General features: G+C 59.4%; 28 protein-coding genes. 24 read left to right on the top strand and 4 right to left on the bottom strand.

The features are described 5' to 3' along the window. The 5 genes from A3728_RS23130 to A3728_RS12755 form a co-directional block, all read left to right on the top strand. Positions 1-206: hypothetical protein (locus A3728_RS23130; protein ID WP_161489588.1), on the top strand; the 206-nt coding region annotated here is incomplete at its 5' end. Positions 207-391: 185 nt separating this feature from the next. Further along, positions 392-709 carry a 30S ribosomal protein S10 gene (rpsJ, locus tag A3728_RS12770; RefSeq protein ID WP_025050499.1) on the top strand — a complete coding sequence of 106 codons (318 nt, stop codon included), beginning with the start codon at positions 392-394 and terminating at the stop codon, positions 707-709. Positions 710-723: 14 nt separating this feature from the next. After that, complete coding sequence (gene rplC / locus A3728_RS12765) at positions 724-1,602, top strand: 50S ribosomal protein L3 (RefSeq protein ID WP_082850957.1); 879 nt, start codon at positions 724-726, stop codon at positions 1,600-1,602. Next, positions 1,599-2,216, top strand: a complete 618-nt coding sequence (gene rplD / locus A3728_RS12760) for a 50S ribosomal protein L4 (RefSeq protein ID WP_067924344.1) — start codon at positions 1,599-1,601, stop codon at positions 2,214-2,216. Before rplC ends, rplD begins: the two co-directional genes overlap by 4 nt. Further along, positions 2,213-2,509, top strand: coding sequence for a 50S ribosomal protein L23 (locus tag A3728_RS12755; protein ID WP_067924341.1), 297 nt, complete (start codon positions 2,213-2,215; stop codon positions 2,507-2,509). The genes rplD and A3728_RS12755 overlap by 4 nt, the downstream gene beginning before the upstream one ends. A gap of 211 nt (positions 2,510-2,720) precedes the next feature. Here the strand turns inward: A3728_RS12755 and A3728_RS23980 are convergent, their stop codons facing one another. Together A3728_RS23980 and A3728_RS22355 are read right to left on the bottom strand one after the other, a co-directional pair. Next, entirely contained in the window at positions 2,721-3,128 is a 408-nt protein-coding gene (locus A3728_RS23980) for a hypothetical protein (RefSeq protein WP_161487201.1), read from the bottom strand. After that, positions 3,125-3,808, bottom strand: coding sequence for a hypothetical protein (locus tag A3728_RS22355; protein WP_082850956.1), 684 nt, complete (start codon positions 3,806-3,808; stop codon positions 3,125-3,127). The genes A3728_RS23980 and A3728_RS22355 overlap by 4 nt, the downstream gene beginning before the upstream one ends. Before the next feature lie 242 nt (positions 3,809-4,050). Between A3728_RS22355 and rplB the strand changes: the two genes are divergently transcribed. The 6 genes from rplB (at position 4,051) to A3728_RS12725 (ending at position 7,539) form a co-directional block, all read left to right on the top strand. Next, positions 4,051-4,893 (top strand): 50S ribosomal protein L2, encoded by an 843-nt coding sequence (gene rplB / locus A3728_RS12750; RefSeq protein WP_067924337.1) that lies wholly within the window; start codon positions 4,051-4,053, stop codon positions 4,891-4,893. Between the two features lie 3 nt (positions 4,894-4,896). Next, complete coding sequence (gene rpsS / locus A3728_RS12745) at positions 4,897-5,175, top strand: 30S ribosomal protein S19 (RefSeq protein WP_067924335.1); 279 nt, start codon at positions 4,897-4,899, stop codon at positions 5,173-5,175. Between the two features lie 3 nt (positions 5,176-5,178). Next, positions 5,179-5,559, top strand: coding sequence for a 50S ribosomal protein L22 (rplV, locus tag A3728_RS12740; protein WP_067924329.1), 381 nt, complete (start codon positions 5,179-5,181; stop codon positions 5,557-5,559). After that, positions 5,559-6,266 carry a 30S ribosomal protein S3 gene (gene rpsC / locus A3728_RS12735; RefSeq protein WP_067924327.1) on the top strand — a complete coding sequence of 236 codons (708 nt, stop codon included), beginning with the start codon at positions 5,559-5,561 and terminating at the stop codon, positions 6,264-6,266. The genes rplV and rpsC overlap by 1 nt, the downstream gene beginning before the upstream one ends. A 13-nt stretch (positions 6,267-6,279) precedes the next feature. Then, positions 6,280-6,693 carry a 50S ribosomal protein L16 gene (gene rplP / locus A3728_RS12730; RefSeq protein ID WP_067924324.1) on the top strand — a complete coding sequence of 138 codons (414 nt, stop codon included), beginning with the start codon at positions 6,280-6,282 and terminating at the stop codon, positions 6,691-6,693. A 240-nt stretch (positions 6,694-6,933) separates the two neighbouring features. Continuing rightward, the gene (locus A3728_RS12725; RefSeq protein ID WP_082850955.1) at positions 6,934-7,539 is read left to right on the top strand and encodes a vWA domain-containing protein; all 606 of its coding nucleotides are present in this window, start codon (positions 6,934-6,936) and stop codon (positions 7,537-7,539) included. Positions 7,540-7,551: 12 nt separating this feature from the next. Here the strand turns inward: A3728_RS12725 and A3728_RS12720 are convergent, their stop codons facing one another. Continuing rightward, positions 7,552-8,172 carry a TIGR02466 family protein gene (locus A3728_RS12720; protein WP_067924182.1) on the bottom strand — a complete coding sequence of 207 codons (621 nt, stop codon included), beginning with the start codon at positions 8,170-8,172 and terminating at the stop codon, positions 7,552-7,554. An 83-nt stretch (positions 8,173-8,255) separates the two neighbouring features. On the opposite strand from A3728_RS12720, the gene A3728_RS12715 reads away from it, so the two are divergent. The 12 genes from A3728_RS12715 to rpmD all read left to right on the top strand — a co-directional run bounded on the left by A3728_RS12715 (position 8,256) and on the right by rpmD (position 13,580). Next, entirely contained in the window at positions 8,256-9,122 is an 867-nt protein-coding gene (locus A3728_RS12715) for an alpha/beta fold hydrolase (RefSeq protein WP_067924180.1), read from the top strand. Positions 9,123-9,246: 124 nt separating this feature from the next. Continuing rightward, complete coding sequence (rpmC, locus tag A3728_RS12710) at positions 9,247-9,462, top strand: 50S ribosomal protein L29 (protein ID WP_067924177.1); 216 nt, start codon at positions 9,247-9,249, stop codon at positions 9,460-9,462. 3 nt (positions 9,463-9,465) lie between these two features. Next, the gene (rpsQ, locus tag A3728_RS12705; protein WP_067924176.1) at positions 9,466-9,711 is read left to right on the top strand and encodes a 30S ribosomal protein S17; all 246 of its coding nucleotides are present in this window, start codon (positions 9,466-9,468) and stop codon (positions 9,709-9,711) included. A gap of 68 nt (positions 9,712-9,779) precedes the next feature. Then, on the top strand, positions 9,780-10,148 hold the full coding sequence (gene rplN / locus A3728_RS12700; protein WP_025045929.1) for a 50S ribosomal protein L14: 369 nt from the start codon (positions 9,780-9,782) through the stop codon (positions 10,146-10,148). A 2-nt stretch (positions 10,149-10,150) separates the two neighbouring features. After that, positions 10,151-10,456, top strand: a complete 306-nt coding sequence (gene rplX, locus A3728_RS12695) for a 50S ribosomal protein L24 (RefSeq protein ID WP_067924173.1) — start codon at positions 10,151-10,153, stop codon at positions 10,454-10,456. Then, complete coding sequence (gene rplE / locus A3728_RS12690; RefSeq protein WP_067924170.1) at positions 10,456-11,019, top strand: 50S ribosomal protein L5; 564 nt, start codon at positions 10,456-10,458, stop codon at positions 11,017-11,019. Before rplX ends, rplE begins: the two co-directional genes overlap by 1 nt. Before the next feature lie 18 nt (positions 11,020-11,037). After that, positions 11,038-11,343, top strand: a complete 306-nt coding sequence (rpsN, locus tag A3728_RS12685; RefSeq protein ID WP_067924169.1) for a 30S ribosomal protein S14 — start codon at positions 11,038-11,040, stop codon at positions 11,341-11,343. 13 nt (positions 11,344-11,356) lie between these two features. Then, positions 11,357-11,749 (top strand): 30S ribosomal protein S8, encoded by a 393-nt coding sequence (rpsH, locus tag A3728_RS12680; RefSeq protein WP_067924167.1) that lies wholly within the window; start codon positions 11,357-11,359, stop codon positions 11,747-11,749. 10 nt (positions 11,750-11,759) lie between these two features. Further along, a complete protein-coding gene (gene rplF, locus A3728_RS12675) occupies positions 11,760-12,293 on the top strand; it encodes a 50S ribosomal protein L6 (RefSeq protein ID WP_067924165.1) in 534 nt (177 codons plus the stop codon). A gap of 11 nt (positions 12,294-12,304) precedes the next feature. Further along, the gene (gene rplR / locus A3728_RS12670) at positions 12,305-12,664 is read left to right on the top strand and encodes a 50S ribosomal protein L18 (protein WP_067924163.1); all 360 of its coding nucleotides are present in this window, start codon (positions 12,305-12,307) and stop codon (positions 12,662-12,664) included. 106 nt (positions 12,665-12,770) lie between these two features. Next, the gene (gene rpsE, locus A3728_RS12665) at positions 12,771-13,379 is read left to right on the top strand and encodes a 30S ribosomal protein S5 (RefSeq protein WP_067924161.1); all 609 of its coding nucleotides are present in this window, start codon (positions 12,771-12,773) and stop codon (positions 13,377-13,379) included. A 12-nt stretch (positions 13,380-13,391) separates the two neighbouring features. Next, positions 13,392-13,580, top strand: coding sequence for a 50S ribosomal protein L30 (gene rpmD, locus A3728_RS12660; protein ID WP_067924159.1), 189 nt, complete (start codon positions 13,392-13,394; stop codon positions 13,578-13,580). A gap of 121 nt (positions 13,581-13,701) precedes the next feature. Here the strand turns inward: rpmD and A3728_RS22785 are convergent, their stop codons facing one another. Continuing rightward, positions 13,702-14,352 (bottom strand): hypothetical protein, encoded by a 651-nt coding sequence (locus A3728_RS22785; protein WP_150120775.1) that lies wholly within the window; start codon positions 14,350-14,352, stop codon positions 13,702-13,704. A gap of 273 nt (positions 14,353-14,625) precedes the next feature. On the opposite strand from A3728_RS22785, the gene rplO reads away from it, so the two are divergent. Then, a complete protein-coding gene (rplO, locus tag A3728_RS12655) occupies positions 14,626-15,108 on the top strand; it encodes a 50S ribosomal protein L15 (RefSeq protein ID WP_067924158.1) in 483 nt (160 codons plus the stop codon). The last annotated feature ends 112 nt before the right edge of the window (positions 15,109-15,220 follow it).

Raw genomic sequence — 15,220 nt, 5'->3', positions numbered from 1 at the left:
GCAAGATTTTCCTTGGGCGGGAAGAGGGTGCTGGGATCCTCGAGACCATTCTGACGAGCGAGAAACAGGCGCTTTCGGGCATGATCGATTCCCAGATCGTGCTGGGCCGCATCCTTAAGAAGAAGAACGGCTATACTTATCACGCCGGTATATTGATGCTGCTTTCCTTCGCGCTCTTCATGCCGTTCTCTTTCTTTTTGGGCTAAGGGTCCGCCCACCCTTTTTCGCGCCGATCCCCCTTGCCACCCGGAACGACTCCGCCTATACGCCCCTCGACTGCTTCGGGGTGCGCCAGATCGCGCCCCGTTTCGGTTGATACCAAGACGCGATGAGGGTGAGCGATGAGCGCCATCCTCCAATCCGTTGACATCCCAGAACAAGGGATATGCACATGGCTCAGAGCCAGAACATCCGTATTCGCCTGAAGGCGTTCGATTACCGGGTGCTCGATTCCTCCACACAGGAAATCGTCAATACGGCAAAGCGCACCGGCGCTTCCGTCCGCGGCCCGATTCCGCTGCCCAACAAGATCGAAAAGTTCACCGTTCTGCGTGGTCCCCACGTGGACAAGAAATCCCGTGACCAGTTCGAGATCCGCACGCACAAGCGGCTGCTTGACATCGTCGATCCGACGCCCCAGACCGTGGACGCGCTGATGAAGCTCGACCTCGCCGCTGGTGTGGACGTCGAGATCAAGTTGCAGTCGTAAGGAGGGCACCGGATATGTTGCGCTCAGGCGTTATTGCAAAAAAGGTCGGGATGACCCGGCTGTTCATGGAAGACGGGCGTCAGGTTCCCGTCACCGTTCTCCAGCTCGACAAGCTGCAGGTCGTGGCCCAGCGGACTGCTGAGCGTGATGGCTATACCGCCGTCCAGCTCGGTGCCGGTACGGCCAAGGCCAAGCGGACCAGCCAGGCGATGCGCGGCCATTTCGCCGCCGCTTCCGTGGAACCCAAGCGCAAGGTCGCTGAGTTCCGCGTGGATGCGGATGCGATGCTGAACGTCGGTGAGGAAATCATCGCTGATCACTACTTCGCAGGTCAGTACGTCGATGTGGCGGGCACATCCATCGGTAAGGGTTTTGCCGGTGCGATGAAGCGCCATAACTTCGGCGGTCTGCGGGCATCGCATGGTGTGTCGATCAGCCACCGTTCGCACGGCTCCACCGGCCAGTGTCAGGATCCCGGCAAGGTCTTCAAAGGTAAGAAGATGGCCGGTCACATGGGTGCCGCCCGTGTCACCACGCAGAACCTCGAGGTCGTCAAGACCGACAGCGCGCGTGGCCTGATCATGGTCAAGGGTGCCGTTCCCGGCTCCAAGGGTGGCTGGGTGACTGTCAAGGACGCGGTGAAGAAGCCGTTCCCCGAGAACGCGATCCTGCCCGCGGCGCTGAAATCCGCCGCCGAGGAAGCCCAGAAGGCCGCCGAGGAAGCCGCAGCAGCCGCTGCAGCAGAGGCCGAAGCAGAAGCCAAGCGCCTTGCCGAAGAGCAGGCCGCGCAGGAAGCGGAAGCGCTGAAGGCAGCCGAAGCCGAAATCGCGGAGGAGGGTGCCGATACGGACAACTCCGACGCCGGTGAAGACAAGAAAGAAGGTGACGCATGAAACTAGATGTCATCAATCTGGATGGCGGGAAGGCCGGATCGGTAGACCTGGACGAGGCGCTTTTCGGGCTCGAGCCGCGCGCCGACATCCTGCACCGTGTCGTCCGCTGGCAGCGTAACAACGCGCAGCAGGGCACACACAAGGTCAAGACCCGTTCGGAAACCTCCTATTCGACCAAGAAGATCTATCGCCAGAAGGGCACCGGCGGCGCACGCCACGGTGACCGCAACGCGCCGATCTTCCGCAAGGGTGGTATCTACAAGGGTCCGACCCCGCGCAGCCACGGCCACGAGCTGACCAAGAAGTTCCGCAAGCTGGGCCTGCGCCACGCGCTGTCGTCCAAGGCGAAGTCGGGCAACCTTGTGATCCTCGATGAGCTGAACGCAGAGGGCAAGACCTCCGCGCTGGCCAAGCAGATTTCCAGCCTCGGCTGGAAGCGTGCGCTGGTCATCGACGGGGCCTCGGTCAACGAGGGTTTCGCCCAAGCCGCGCGCAACATTGAGGGGCTGGATGTTCTGCCTTCGATGGGCGCAAACGTCTATGACATCCTCAAGCGTGATACGCTCGTGATCACGAAGGCGGGGATCGAAGCATTGGAGGCCCGTCTGAAATGAGCGCCAAGCACGAACATTACGACGTGATCCGCAAGCCGGTCATCACCGAAAAGGCAACCATGGCGTCCGAACAGAACGCCGTTGTCTTCGAAGTGGCAATGGACAGCAACAAGCCCCAGATCAAGGAGGCCGTAGAGGCGCTCTTTGGCGTGAAGGTGAAGGCGGTCAACACCTCCATCACCAAGGGCAAGGTCAAGCGTTTCCGCGGCCAGATGGGCAAGCGGAAAGACGTGAAGAAGGCCTATGTGACGCTGGAAGAAGGCAACACGATCGACGTGAGCACCGGGCTGTAAGCAGCGGTTCGGTTTGAGAATTGGAGGGCCCTCGCGAAAGCGGGGGCCTTTTTGCTTTTGGGAGGGTTTTGAGTTGAAAATCGGCTAAGTCTTCCGCCTGTGCAACGGAAGGCGGGTCAGCTATTTGGCATTGATAATATGGCGCGCCTATTTGCAGAAACGCGAGATAGTACCGCCCTTCTTCGATACTGAAGCAGCAAAATGCGAGTGCTCAGATCGGTAATATCTTAAATTTCGGCGATAAATTTATTGAGAGTTCCACTAGATATGGCGGCTCGATCCGTGACGTGAAGTCGATGAGTTCTGGCCATTTTGCCACAATTATCCCGCAACAGCGACTCATAGACGTTTTCTGATATGCCGCCGCCAAAACGACCCCCTTTAGTTTTGCACGGCGGTAAGCCTCCCTTTCTGCGGGATTTCTTCTAATCCGTGCATCGCCAGTGAACATAAGCCAGTCGTCGCCGGTTGAATTTAGATGATTTATCCAATCGACATCTTTTGCTTTGTTCAGACCGAGATCCCGTGCATGCAAGACTTCAGTGTCTGAATTGTGAAGGAAGCCGGCAAGAGTTTTCGCCATTGTGGGCGACGTGCAATTATCGAAAAAGACCTTCAAGCGGCTTTCTGCGTCAAAGTGGATTCAAATCGCACGGCCCGTTCAATTTGGCGTGGAGTGACATTCCATGCTCGCGCTGCCTTTACGACACTTCCCTCTGCCTTTGCAGCGTTTGCAAGAACTGTAGTTGGGATAGCTGTCTCACACTCAATTGGCTGGCCAAACGAATACTCTGGATCGACCAATATTCCTGACCGCTTTGAAGAGATCCACCATCGATCGGGAACACTACCATCAAATTCGACGTCTTTGAGGCTACGTTCCATAATCTTTGAAAATGCATATTGCTTCTTGAAAAGATCAAATAACTTGGGATCCGCCTCCTGCTCCGCGATCTCCAAGAAGATTGTACGTCCGTCGGTTCGGAATCGTGTTGAGGATAGCGGGTGGACTAAGTTAAGTTCCTGTCGGGCCTCAATTATCGCTTTGCGGATCGTCTGAGGGCTTACCCCAGCGTTAATGAATTGATCTGCTGCGCGAACTTCCATTAGGTCACGAAAGCTAAGGTACACAGCCCCGTCGTTCAGCATTACTTCTGGTTCCCAGAGGGGCTGATACTGCTTCTGGTTCGTTGCATGACCTCTTAACCATCGAGAAATTTTTGAAGCCGAGACTCCAAGCAGTCTCTGCGCCTCAACTGGCGTATAAAGACCTATCCCTATGAGATTTTCGAAAGACATACAGACTCCTCTATGTATGAATGCCACTGAGAATGAGTCTAGACAAGCTTCTAAAGAACAAGGTTCTAAAGATGCCTTGACCCTCTCCCCGATCCCCCCTAACAGACCCCATCGGCAAGGCCCCGGATTCGTCCGGGGCTCTGTCTTTGTTCGCAAGGACATCCATCACGGGGACCTTCGGGGCCCTTCATACCATAGGCGGGGGCGTGCCCTCGTCGTCAGCTAAACGGAAGACAGACAACATGGCACTCAAGTCGTACAAACCGACGACGCCGGGCCAGCGTGGGCTGGTACTGATCGACCGTTCGGAGCTTTGGAAAGGCCGCCCGGTCAAAGCCCTCACAGAGGGTCTGACCAAGAATGGCGGACGGAACAACACCGGACGGATCACAATGCGTCGCAAGGGTGGGGGAGCCAAGCGCCTCTACCGCATCGTCGATTTCAAGCGCAACAAGCTGGACATGTCCGCTGTAGTCGCGCGGATCGAATATGACCCGAACCGGACCGCGTTCATCGCGCTCATTCAATACGAAGACGGCGAGCAGGCCTATATCCTCGCGCCGCAGCGCCTGGCGGTGGGTGACAAGGTCATCGCCGGCCAGAAGGTCGATATCAAGCCGGGCAACGCGATGCCGTTCTCCGGCATGCCGATCGGTACGATCGTCCACAACATCGAGATGAAGCCCGGCAAGGGTGGTCAGATCGCACGGGCGGCGGGCACCTATGCCCAGTTCGTCGGTCGCGATGGCGGCTACGCCCAGATCCGCCTCAGCTCGGGCGAGCTTCGCCTCGTGCGTCAGGAATGCATGGCCACCGTCGGTGCCGTCAGCAACCCCGACAACTCGAACCAGAACTACGGCAAGGCCGGCCGCATGCGTCACAAGGGCATCCGTCCTTCGGTGCGTGGTGTGGTCATGAACCCGATCGACCACCCGCATGGTGGTGGTGAAGGCCGTACATCCGGTGGTCGTCACCCGGTTACTCCTTGGGGTAAGCCGACGAAGGGTGCCAAGACCCGTAACAAGAACAAAGCGTCCAGCAAGCTCATCGTCCGCTCGCGCCACGCCAAGAAGAAGGGGCGTTAATCAATGGCTCGTTCAGTATGGAAAGGTCCTTTTGTCGACTCTTATGTCCTCAAGAAGGCCGAAGCATCCCGCGAAAGCGGCCGCAGCGAAGTGATCAAGATCTGGTCGCGCCGTTCGACGATCCTGCCCCAGTTCGTGGGCCTGACGTTCGGCGTCTACAACGGTCACAAGCATATCCCAGTCAACGTCAGCGAAGACATGATCGGTCAGAAGTTCGGTGAGTATTCGCCGACCCGGACCTATTACGGTCATGCCGCCGACAAAAAAGCGAAGCGGAAATAAGCCATGAGCAAGGATAAGAATCCCCGCCGCGTGGCCGATAACGAAGCGATGGCGAAACTGCGCATGCTTCGTACCAGCCCGCAGAAACTGAACCTCGTCGCCGCATTGATCCGTGGCAAGAAGGTGGACAAGGCCCTGACGGACCTGACCTTCTCCAAGAAGCGGATCGCGCAGGACGTGAAGAAATGCCTTCAGTCCGCAATCGCGAACGCCGAGAACAACCACAATCTGGACGTTGACGAACTGGTCGTCGCCGAAGCCTATGTCGGCAAGAACCTGATCATGAAGCGTGGTCGTCCGCGCGCCCGTGGCCGGTTCGGCAAGATCGTGAAGCCGTTTTCCGAAATCACGATCAAGGTGCGTCAAGTCGAGGAGCAAGCCTGATGGGTAACAAAGTAAATCCGATCGGTATGCGCCTGCAGGTCAACCGTACCTGGGACAGCCGCTGGTATGCCGACACGAAGGACTACGGCGATCTTCTGCTCGAAGATCTGGCCATCCGGTCCTTCATCAAGGAAGAGTGCAAGCAGGCCGGCGTGGCCCGCGTGATCATCGAACGCCCGCACAAGAAGTGCCGCGTCACGATTCACACGGCCCGCCCGGGCGTCATCATCGGCAAGAAAGGTGCGGACATCGAAGGTCTGCGCCAGAAGATCGCCAAGATGACCAAATCCGATCTGCACCTCAACATCGTCGAGGTTCGCAAGCCGGAACTGGACGCACAGCTGGTCGGCGAAAGCATCGCCCAGCAGCTTGAGCGCCGGGTTTCCTTCCGTCGCGCAATGAAGCGTGCCGTTCAGAATGCCATGCGCATGGGTGCACTCGGTATCCGGGTCAACCTCGCCGGTCGTCTGGGTGGTGCTGAAATCGCGCGGACGGAATGGTACCGTGAAGGTCGCGTGCCGCTCCACACACTGCGTGCGGACATCGATTACGCTCATGTCGAAGCGATGACGGCCTATGGCATCATCGGCATCAAGACATGGATCTTCAAAGGCGAGATCATGGAACATGATCCGGCCGCGCGGGATCGCAAGGCGCAGGAACTTCAGGATGGCCCGGCACCTCGCGGTGCAGGCGGTCGTCGCTAAGGGGGAATGACGGATGCTACAACCAAAACGCACTAAATTCCGCAAGCAGTTCAAAGGCTCCATCAAGGGCCTGGCCAAGGGCGGTTCCGACCTCAACTTCGGCACCTTCGGCCTGAAGGCGCTGGAGCCCGAGCGGGTGACTGCGCGCCAGATCGAAGCGGCACGTCGTGCCATGACGCGTCACATGAAGCGTCAGGGCCGTGTCTGGATCCGGATTTTCCCGGATGTGCCCGTGACCTCCAAGCCCGTCGAAGTTCGTATGGGTAAAGGTAAGGGTTCGGTCGACTTCTGGGCCTGTAAGGTCAAGCCCGGTCGCGTGATGTTCGAACTGGACGGTGTTGGCGAAGACATCGCACGGGAGGCGCTGCGCCTTGCCGCGATGAAGCTGCCGATCAAAACACGCGTCGTCGTTCGCGAAGACTGGTAAGTCGCATCGTTTGACGCCGCCAAGGCGTCAAACGTCATCGAAATTCAGGGCCTCCGCCGGTAACGGCGGGGGCCTTTGCGTTTGGCCGACCGAGACGAAGGTGCCCCCCGGGTACTGGTGAAAACCCTAGACAAACGCCAGCGGTGCGGTGACCCTTCGGACATGCGCCTTTCATTGCCAGTACTCTGCCTGTCCATTGTGACCACCGCCGCCTCAGCGCAGCAGTGCACTGACGATGCCATGCTTGTTTTCGACGGGTCCGGCTCCATGGCCGAGATGGGCTTTAATCAGATTGGCGAGCCCCGCATATTCGAGGCGCGGCGCGCCGTTGCGACGGTCATGCCGCAGGTGGCGGCGGACCGGCGCATCGGGCTTTTGGTCTATGGGCCGGGTAGCGTCGATCCCTGCGGGGGTGTGAAGTTGCATTTCCCTCCGGTTCAGAATGCAGCGGATCGTTTGATCGGCGCGGTCGACGCCCTGTCGCCGGAAGGCAGCACGGCGCTTACCGCCGCGGTTGAAATGGCGGCGGGCGTTTTGAAGTATGAGGAGCAACCGGCGACCATAGTTCTGGTGACAGACGGGAAGGAGACCTGCGGGGGGCAGCCCTGTGCACTGGCCGCAGACCTGTCGGCCGAGGGGCTTGCAACCACGGTGCATGTGATCGGCTTCAAGGTGCGCGGTGATTATTTCGCATGGGGCAGCCAAGGTGCCAGCGATTATGTCGAGGCGGAGCCGGTGGCACGCTGCCTTGCGGACCGAACGGGCGGCACCTACTCCGGTGCCGAGAGCCTCGATGAACTGATCGCCGCCCTGCGGGTAACCTTGGGCTGTAACGTGCTGTTCTAGCGTCGGTGTCTGTCAGCCCCAACCGTAGTTGAATGACACGGAGAGGCGATCATCCTCGCTCATGTTCATGGGCACTTCGTGACGCAGCCAGCTTTCCCAGAGCAGCACATCGCCAACTTTCGGCGCGACATAGGCAAAGGTCTTCAATTCCTCCGGGGCATCCTTCCTGCGGCCCGGGGCTGCCATCATCATCGGCAGACGGGGGTCTTCGAACTTGATGGCGCTGGCCCCGTCCGGCATCGCGACGTAGGTGGTGCCCGAGATCACGGAATGGGGATGCAGGTGCCCTGTATGTATTCCGCCCTCGGGGAGGATGTTGATCCAGAGCGAATCCAGCGTGAGCTTCTTGTCGCCAAGATCGAAGGCGAGATCGCGGGCGAAGTCAGCCACATGGGCGTCGAGCGCCTGAACGAGGTCCGCGAAAATCGGGAACCGGTAGGGCAGGTCACCGAGCGATGCGTAGGAGGTATAGCCCGGGTAGCCATGGTCCTCCGACCACTGTTGACCGGCCGCGTCATCCTCCGCGATGGAATAGCAGGACGCCTCGAACTCGTCCGCGTCGATGGTGGGGCCATGGGCCGATAGCCGGGCGTGGTAGAGGCGGGTGGCGAAGAGGGTTCTGACCTGTGACATGCTCGGCGTTTTAGCCCAGCCTGCATGGCAAGGCGAGGGCTCTTTGCGCTTGTGGTCGGCCCGGGGGCAGGCAAGTGTCGGGCATGGCAAAGGGCGACAGATATATAGACGCGGGCGGGGTGCGTACCCGTTACCGCGACCTGGGGCAGGGGGAAGTGCCGCTCGTCATGCTGCATGGGCTCTCCGGCTCGCTCGAAGATTGGGGCGGGGCGGCGGATGCTCTGGCCCAGCAGCGTCGTGTCATCGTCTTCGATCTTCTGGGCTGTGGGCGCACCGACAAACCGCGCGGGGCGAGCTATGCGCCGGAGGAGATGCGGGACCACGCAATCGCGGTGCTCGATGCGCTCGCACTCGACCGGGTGGATATCAACGGATGGAGCATGGGAGGGCGCATCGCACTGGACCTTGCCCATGTCGCACCGGAACGCGTCCGACGTCTGGTGCTGACGGCTCCCGCCGGGATCGGTCCGGACAGCATCGTCGATCTGCGCGGCGGCCCGCTGCCGGTGCTGCGTGAGGCGACGAAACGGCCCGCCGTGGCGGGCTTTCGTATCCTGCGCAATGCGCTGCGTCAGGACCGTGGTGCGGAAACGTTGCGTCTCGTGGGGCGTCGGCTGGGCATGGCGGCGGACCGGCGCGCGCGCATGGCTTTCGCCGCGCAATTGCGGTCCTTCATGAACGCGCAGGGGTTTTCTGCGGGGCCCCGGAAGGCGCTGCTGCAACGGCTGCCTGAGATTGATGTGCCCACATGCGCCATCTGGGGGCGGCGGGACATGTTCGTACCTGCAGCACATGCGTCGCTACTGCAGGCGCGCATGCCACGGTGCGAGGTCGTCCTGCTGGATGGGTGCGGGCACATGCCACAGCTCGAGCGCCCTCGCGCCTATGTCGTGGCGATCGAGCGCTTTCTTTCGGAGGCCCCTGCAACCGATGGTAAGTCGGTCCCCTAGCCCGAAAGACAAGGGGGTTGCGCCCCAGAGGGAACGGACCTATACGGCGCACTTCACCCCACTCCACCGGGAATCAGGGTAACGCGTGACGCGGCCCGCCGGTGATGTTGAAAGGAAAGCGGCGATGAACGCCAAGGAACTGCACGACAAGACGCCGGATCAACTCCGCGACGAGCTTGTGAACCTCAAGAAAGAATCCTTCAACCTGCGTTTCCAGCAGGCCACCGGACAGTTGGAAAACCCCGCACGCATCCGCGCCGTGAAGCGTGATGTCGCGCGTGTGAAGACCATTCTGAACCAGAAAGCCGCAGCCGCGGCATCGACCGAACAAGGAGCCTGATCCATGCCCAAGCGTATCCTGACAGGCACTGTCACATCCGATGCCAACGCCCAGACCGTCACCGTTTCGGTCGAGCGTCGCTTTACGCATCCGGTTCTGAAAAAGACGATCCGGAAGTCCAAGAAATACCGCGCCCACGACGAGAACGACCAGTTCAAGGTGGGCGATACCGTGCGCATCATCGAATGTGCGCCGAAATCCAAGACGAAACGCTGGGAAGTGTTGACCTCGGAAGCTGCCGAGGCGTAAACGCCTGCCATTAATCGAAACCCTGGGGCAAGGGCCGCATCGCCCCCCAGAAGGTCGGGAGAAACCAAATGATCCAGATGCAGACCAACCTGGATGTTGCTGACAACAGCGGCGCGCGCCGTGTTCAGTGCATCAAGGTTCTGGGTGGTTCCAAGCGTAAATACGCGTCCGTCGGCGACATCATCGTCGTCTCGGTCAAGGAAGCCATCCCCCGCGGTCGTGTGAAAAAGGGCGACGTCCGCAAGGCCGTCGTTGTTCGCACCGCCAAGGAAGTTCGCCGCGACGATGGCACCGCCATCCGCTTCGACCGCAACGCGGCCGTCATTCTGAACAACAACAACGAGCCGGTCGGCACCCGTATCTTCGGGCCGGTGGTGCGTGAGTTGCGCGGCAAGAACTTCATGAAAATCATCTCGCTCGCTCCGGAGGTGCTGTAATCATGGCTGCAAAACTTCGCAAAGGCGACAAGGTCATCGTTCTGGCCGGCAAGGACAAGGGCAAGACGGGGAACATTTCTTCCGTTGACCCGAAGTCCAACAAGGCTGTCGTTGACGGTGTGAACATCGCGATCCGCGCCACACGCCAGTCGCAGACCTCGCAGGGCGGACGCATCCCCAAGGCGATGCCCATTGACCTCAGCAACCTCGCGCTCGTCGATGCCAACGGCAAGGCGACCCGCGTCGGCTTCAAGATGGACGGCGACAAGAAAGTCCGCTTTGCCAAAACCACAGGGGACGTGATCTGATGCTTGACGATGCAAACTACACACCCCGCCTGAAGGCGCAGTACCGCGAAAGCATCCGGGCCGCGCTGAAGGAAGAGTTCGGCTACACCAACGAGATGCAGATCCCACGTCTCGACAAGATCGTGCTGAACATCGGTTGCGGTGCGGAAGCTGTCCGCGACAGCAAGAAGGCGAAATCGGCTCAGGAAGACCTGACCGCAATCGCCGGCCAGAAGGCGCTGACCACAGTGGCAAAGAAATCGATCGCGGGTTTCCGTGTTCGCGAAGACATGCCCCTGGGTGCCAAGGTCACGCTGCGCGGCGACCGCATGTATGAATTTCTCGATCGTCTGATCACGATCGCAATGCCCCGTATCCGTGACTTCCGCGGCGTTCCGGGCAAGAGCTTCGACGGTCGTGGCAACTATGCCATGGGCCTGAAAGAGCACATCGTGTTCCCCGAGATCAACTTCGACAAGGTCGATGAGACATGGGGAATGGACATCGTGATCGCCACGACGGCGAAGACCGACGCTGAAGCGAAGAGCCTGTTGAAGCATTTCAACATGCCCTTCAACTCATAAGCGCGGGGGAGATTAGATATGGCTAAGAAATCCATGATCGAGCGCGAGAAGAAGCGCGAAGCAATGGTCAAGAAGTATGCCGCCAAGCGCGCGGCGCTGAAGGACATCGTCAACGATGAAAGCAAGCCCATGGAAGAGCGGTTCCGCGCTTCCCTGAAGCTGGCGAAACTGCCCCGCAACTCGAGCGCCGTGCGCCTGCACAACCGCTGCCAGATCACGGGCCGTCCGCATGCTTACTATCGCAAACTGAAAATTTCGCGGATCGCGCTGCGGGATCTCGGCTCTGCCGGTCAGATCCCCGGCATGGTCAAGTCGAGCTGGTAAGGGGGCGCATCAGATGAACGATCCTATCGCAGATATGCTGACACGCATCCGCAACAGCCAGTTGCGCGGCAAGTCCACCGTCATCACGCCCGCGTCCAAGCTGCGCGAGCGGGTGCTGGAGGTCATGGCCGACGAGGGCTATATTCGCGGATACGAGATGACGACGGGCGCCGACGGCCACCCCGCCATCGAAATCAGCCTCAAGTACTACGAGGGCGAACCTGTTATTCGCGAGCTGAAGCGGGTCTCCAAGCCCGGTCGTCGCGTCTACATGGGCGTCAATGACATCCCGGTTGTCCGTCAGGGCCTGGGCGTGTCGATTGTCTCCACCCCCAAGGGTGTGATGTCGGACGCAAGCGCGCGCAGCCAGAATGTCGGCGGCGAAGTGCTCTGCACCGTATTCTAAGGGGAACGATATGTCTCGTATTGGTAAAAAACCCGTAGAACTGCCTTCCGGCGTCTCGGCTTCCGTTTCGGGCCAGACCATTGAAGTGAAGGGCCCCAAGGGCACCCGCAGCTTCAAGGCGACGGATGACGTCACCATGACCGTGGAAGACAATGTCGTCAGCATCACGCCGCGCGGCAAGTCCAAGCGTGCACGCCAGCAGTGGGGCATGAGCCGCACGATGGTGAACAACCTTGTCACCGGCGTCACCAACGGCTTCCGCAAAGAGCTTGAAATCCAGGGTGTGGGCTATCGTGCCCAGATGCAGGGCAACACGCTCAAGCTGAACCTCGGTCTGTCGCATGACGTGGACTACACGCCCCCCGAGGGCGTCACCGTCACCGCGCCGAAGCAGACAGAAATCGTCGTGGAAGGTACGGACGAACAACTCGTAGGCCAGGTGGCCGCGAACATCCGCGCGTGGCGCAAGCCGGAGCCCTACAAGGGCAAGGGCATCCGCTACAAGGGTGAGTTCATCTTCCGCAAAGAAGGCAAGAAGAAGTAAGGACGCAACAGATGGCAAACAGCAAAAGACAACTGTTTCTGAAACGCCGCCTGCGCGTTCGGAACAAGCTTCGCAAGGTCAACGCCGGGCGCATGCGCCTCAGCGTGCACCGCTCCAACAAGAACATCAGCGTTCAGCTGATCGACGATGTGAACGGTCGTACTCTCGCTTCTGCCTCCTCGCTGGAGAAGGAGCTGGGCGTTGTCGGCAAGAACAACGTCGAAGCGGCCGGCAAGGTCGGTGCGGCAATCGCCGAACGCGCCAAGAAGGCGGGCATCGAAGAAGCCTACTTCGACCGGGGCGGCTTCCTGTTCCACGGCAAGGTGAAAGCCCTTGCCGATGCAGCCCGCGAAGGCGGTCTGAAAATCTGATGTTGCAGGCGGCCCTTCGGGGCCGTCTCGATGATCCGGGGGCCGTTCTGGACCGCTCACCGGGATCGAAGAAATGGCACGCCGTGCCGAACCGAAAGGACGCCAGATGGCAAGAGACGACAACCGCGGGGGCAACCGCCGCAATCAACGCGACGAGAACCCCGAATTCGCCGACCGTCTGGTCGCGATCAACCGTGTTTCCAAGACCGTGAAGGGCGGTAAGCGTTTCGGCTTTGCCGCGCTCGTCGTGGTCGGGGACCAGAAGGGCCGCGTAGGCTTCGGCAAGGGCAAGGCCAAGGAAGTGCCGGAGGCCATCCGCAAGGCGACGGAGCAGGCCAAGCGCCAGATGATCCGCGTTCAGCTGCGCGAAGGCCGCACACTGCACCACGACATGCACGGTCGCCACGGCGCCGGCAAGGTCGTCATGCGGACAGCGCCGGAAGGTACCGGTATCATCGCCGGTGGTCCGATGCGTGCCGTTTTCGAAATGCTGGGCGTGAAGGACGTGGTTTCCAAGTCCATCGGTTCGCAGAACCCCTACAACATGATCCGTGCGACCATGGATGGCCTCCGTAAGGAGCAGTCCCCCCGTGCGGTGGCCCAGCGTCGCGGCAAAAAAGTCGCCGACATCCTCTCGCAGCCCAAGATCGACGAGCAGAGCGACATTTCGCACAACAGCCCGTCCGAATCCGCGTCTGCCCAAGCTGACGCCTAAGGAGATCTCGACATGGCCAAGACTATCGTGATCAAGCAGATCGGCTCCCCGATCCGCCGCCCCGCCAAGCAGCGTGCCACGCTGATCGGCCTGGGCCTGAACAAGATGCACCGCACGCGGGAACTGGAAGATACGCCTTCCGTGCGCGGCATGATCAACTCGATCCCCCACATGGTGGAGATCGTCGAAGAGAAGGGCTGAATTGCTGTCCGGGCCCTCGGGCCCGGCAAAGGCTCCAGTGGAGCCTTTGAGGAATTCACGGCGGAGCCCCGGGCTTCGTGAATATGAGCGCCCCGCTGGAAACAGCGGGGCGCTCAGTTAATCAATGAGACAATGTTATATTAACGCTGATTTTCTCAGTTGGAATACCGAGCATACTTGCGGCTAATTTCTTCACTCCCTCTATAGCTCTACTAAGTTCGTCCTTATCATCGTCACCAAGCTCGCGTTTTTCGGATAAGCGCTCATCAAGTGTGCCGAAGCTAATTAGTTCTATCGTATGTGCGGCAATCGCTTGCCCTTCAAAGCCGGATCCAAAAAACCGTAAGCCCTCTTCTTTCTTGGGGCTGAGCCACACAGGTATATGACCTTGTCCCGCCTCGTTAAGCTTTTGATAAGTTGTTTCAAAAGCGTCCATTATCGTATTTTGATTGAAAACTAGAATTCGAGCTTGACCTTCATCGTCGGGGTCGACGTGTACGTATACAACACGATCTACCTCAGAAAGCAGTTTCCATTGCCCGGCGTCTGATCGACTAAATGAAATTCTCCCATAAGCGCGAGTTAGTTTTACTGCATAGCGTAAAGTCGTGCCATCTTTCTGGACTTCTAACCTCGAAAGCTTCGGCACCCCAGAGCCTGACGAAACGTCTTGAACCTCATTTCTTGAAGAGCCTGAGACGTCTCGAACCTCATAATACTGCTGCAACCATTCGAATACATTTTGCCTAACAAGAGCATCGCTCATTTTCATATCGGACTCATTTCACCCTTCAATTTCACTGAGGGTTAAATGATATTTAACTATAATTGTCAAGGGTAAAAACCATCTCAGCATTTTACCTTGTAGGTTAAATACGTATCATATAGATAAAGCCGTAGGGACTCCCGTTTTGGTGTCCGCCCTTGAACCATTTCGGATCCCCGTCTATACGCCCCCGGTAGCCCCATGGGCTCCACAGAATCGAAACGCCGCGTTTGCCCGCTCCCGTCGCTGGGGGGTATATCCGGCAGAAGGAGAAGCGACATGAAACTGCACGAACTTTCCGACAATCCCGGCGCCGCGAAGAAGCGGATGCGCGTTGGCCGTGGTCCCGGCTCCGGCAAGGGCAAGATGGGTGGCCGCGGTATCAAGGGTCAGAAGTCCCGCTCGGGCGTGGCGATCAAGGGCTACGAAGGCGGCCAGATGCCGCTCTATCAGCGTCTGCCGAAGCGTGGCTTCAACAAGCCGAACCGCAAGGAATACGCCGTCGTCAACCTGGGCCTGATCCAGAAGTTTATCGACGCGGGCAAGCTGGATGCGGGTTCTGCCATCGACGGTGCTGCACTGGTCGCCTCTGGCCTCGTGCGCCGCGAGCGTGACGGTATCCGGGTTCTGGCCAAGGGCGATTTTTCCGCCAAGGTCGATCTGCAGGTTGCCGGCGCATCCAAATCTGCCATTGAAGCGGTCGAAAAGGCCGGTGGCAGCGTTACAGTCACGGCGCCCCAAGCGGCAGAAGCCTCAGCCTGATCCGGGATTAGCCTTGTGAGCGGGAGCCGTCCCGCTTACATAACCCTGAGTTTTCCCAACGCCGCCCGCCGGAAAACGGCCTGGGCGGCGTTTTCGCAAGAGAAAAGAGCCC

The sequence above is a fragment of the Sulfitobacter sp. HI0040 genome, assembly GCF_001634885.1.
GTDB lineage: Bacteria > Pseudomonadota > Alphaproteobacteria > Rhodobacterales > Rhodobacteraceae > Sulfitobacter.
Note: the sequence above shows the minus strand (reverse complement) of the source record. Positions and strands in the feature narration are given on the sequence as shown.

What these genes read in the sequence shown, in the direction of transcription:
- rpsJ (WP_025050499.1), top strand. Translation starts at nt 392, where the DNA reads ATGGCTCAGAGCCAGAACATCCGTATTCGCCTGAAGGCGTTCGATTAC.
- rplC (WP_082850957.1), top strand. Translation starts at nt 724, where the DNA reads ATGTTGCGCTCAGGCGTTATTGCAAAAAAGGTCGGGATGACCCGGCTG.
- rplD (WP_067924344.1), top strand. Translation starts at nt 1,599, where the DNA reads ATGAAACTAGATGTCATCAATCTGGATGGCGGGAAGGCCGGATCGGTA.
- A3728_RS12755 (WP_067924341.1), top strand. Translation starts at nt 2,213, where the DNA reads ATGAGCGCCAAGCACGAACATTACGACGTGATCCGCAAGCCGGTCATC.
- A3728_RS22355 (WP_082850956.1), bottom strand. Translation starts at nt 3,808, where the DNA reads ATGTCTTTCGAAAATCTCATAGGGATAGGTCTTTATACGCCAGTTGAG.
- rplB (WP_067924337.1), top strand. Translation starts at nt 4,051, where the DNA reads ATGGCACTCAAGTCGTACAAACCGACGACGCCGGGCCAGCGTGGGCTG.
- rpsS (WP_067924335.1), top strand. Translation starts at nt 4,897, where the DNA reads ATGGCTCGTTCAGTATGGAAAGGTCCTTTTGTCGACTCTTATGTCCTC.
- rplV (WP_067924329.1), top strand. Translation starts at nt 5,179, where the DNA reads ATGAGCAAGGATAAGAATCCCCGCCGCGTGGCCGATAACGAAGCGATG.
- rpsC (WP_067924327.1), top strand. Translation starts at nt 5,559, where the DNA reads ATGGGTAACAAAGTAAATCCGATCGGTATGCGCCTGCAGGTCAACCGT.
- rplP (WP_067924324.1), top strand. Translation starts at nt 6,280, where the DNA reads ATGCTACAACCAAAACGCACTAAATTCCGCAAGCAGTTCAAAGGCTCC.
- A3728_RS12725 (WP_082850955.1), top strand. Translation starts at nt 6,934, where the DNA reads ATGCTTGTTTTCGACGGGTCCGGCTCCATGGCCGAGATGGGCTTTAAT.
- A3728_RS12720 (WP_067924182.1), bottom strand. Translation starts at nt 8,172, where the DNA reads ATGTCACAGGTCAGAACCCTCTTCGCCACCCGCCTCTACCACGCCCGG.
- A3728_RS12715 (WP_067924180.1), top strand. Translation starts at nt 8,256, where the DNA reads ATGGCAAAGGGCGACAGATATATAGACGCGGGCGGGGTGCGTACCCGT.
- rpmC (WP_067924177.1), top strand. Translation starts at nt 9,247, where the DNA reads ATGAACGCCAAGGAACTGCACGACAAGACGCCGGATCAACTCCGCGAC.
- rpsQ (WP_067924176.1), top strand. Translation starts at nt 9,466, where the DNA reads ATGCCCAAGCGTATCCTGACAGGCACTGTCACATCCGATGCCAACGCC.
- rplN (WP_025045929.1), top strand. Translation starts at nt 9,780, where the DNA reads ATGATCCAGATGCAGACCAACCTGGATGTTGCTGACAACAGCGGCGCG.
- rplX (WP_067924173.1), top strand. Translation starts at nt 10,151, where the DNA reads ATGGCTGCAAAACTTCGCAAAGGCGACAAGGTCATCGTTCTGGCCGGC.
- rplE (WP_067924170.1), top strand. Translation starts at nt 10,456, where the DNA reads ATGCTTGACGATGCAAACTACACACCCCGCCTGAAGGCGCAGTACCGC.
- rpsN (WP_067924169.1), top strand. Translation starts at nt 11,038, where the DNA reads ATGGCTAAGAAATCCATGATCGAGCGCGAGAAGAAGCGCGAAGCAATG.
- rpsH (WP_067924167.1), top strand. Translation starts at nt 11,357, where the DNA reads ATGAACGATCCTATCGCAGATATGCTGACACGCATCCGCAACAGCCAG.
- rplF (WP_067924165.1), top strand. Translation starts at nt 11,760, where the DNA reads ATGTCTCGTATTGGTAAAAAACCCGTAGAACTGCCTTCCGGCGTCTCG.
- rplR (WP_067924163.1), top strand. Translation starts at nt 12,305, where the DNA reads ATGGCAAACAGCAAAAGACAACTGTTTCTGAAACGCCGCCTGCGCGTT.
- rpsE (WP_067924161.1), top strand. Translation starts at nt 12,771, where the DNA reads ATGGCAAGAGACGACAACCGCGGGGGCAACCGCCGCAATCAACGCGAC.
- rpmD (WP_067924159.1), top strand. Translation starts at nt 13,392, where the DNA reads ATGGCCAAGACTATCGTGATCAAGCAGATCGGCTCCCCGATCCGCCGC.
- A3728_RS22785 (WP_150120775.1), bottom strand. Translation starts at nt 14,352, where the DNA reads ATGAAAATGAGCGATGCTCTTGTTAGGCAAAATGTATTCGAATGGTTG.
- rplO (WP_067924158.1), top strand. Translation starts at nt 14,626, where the DNA reads ATGAAACTGCACGAACTTTCCGACAATCCCGGCGCCGCGAAGAAGCGG.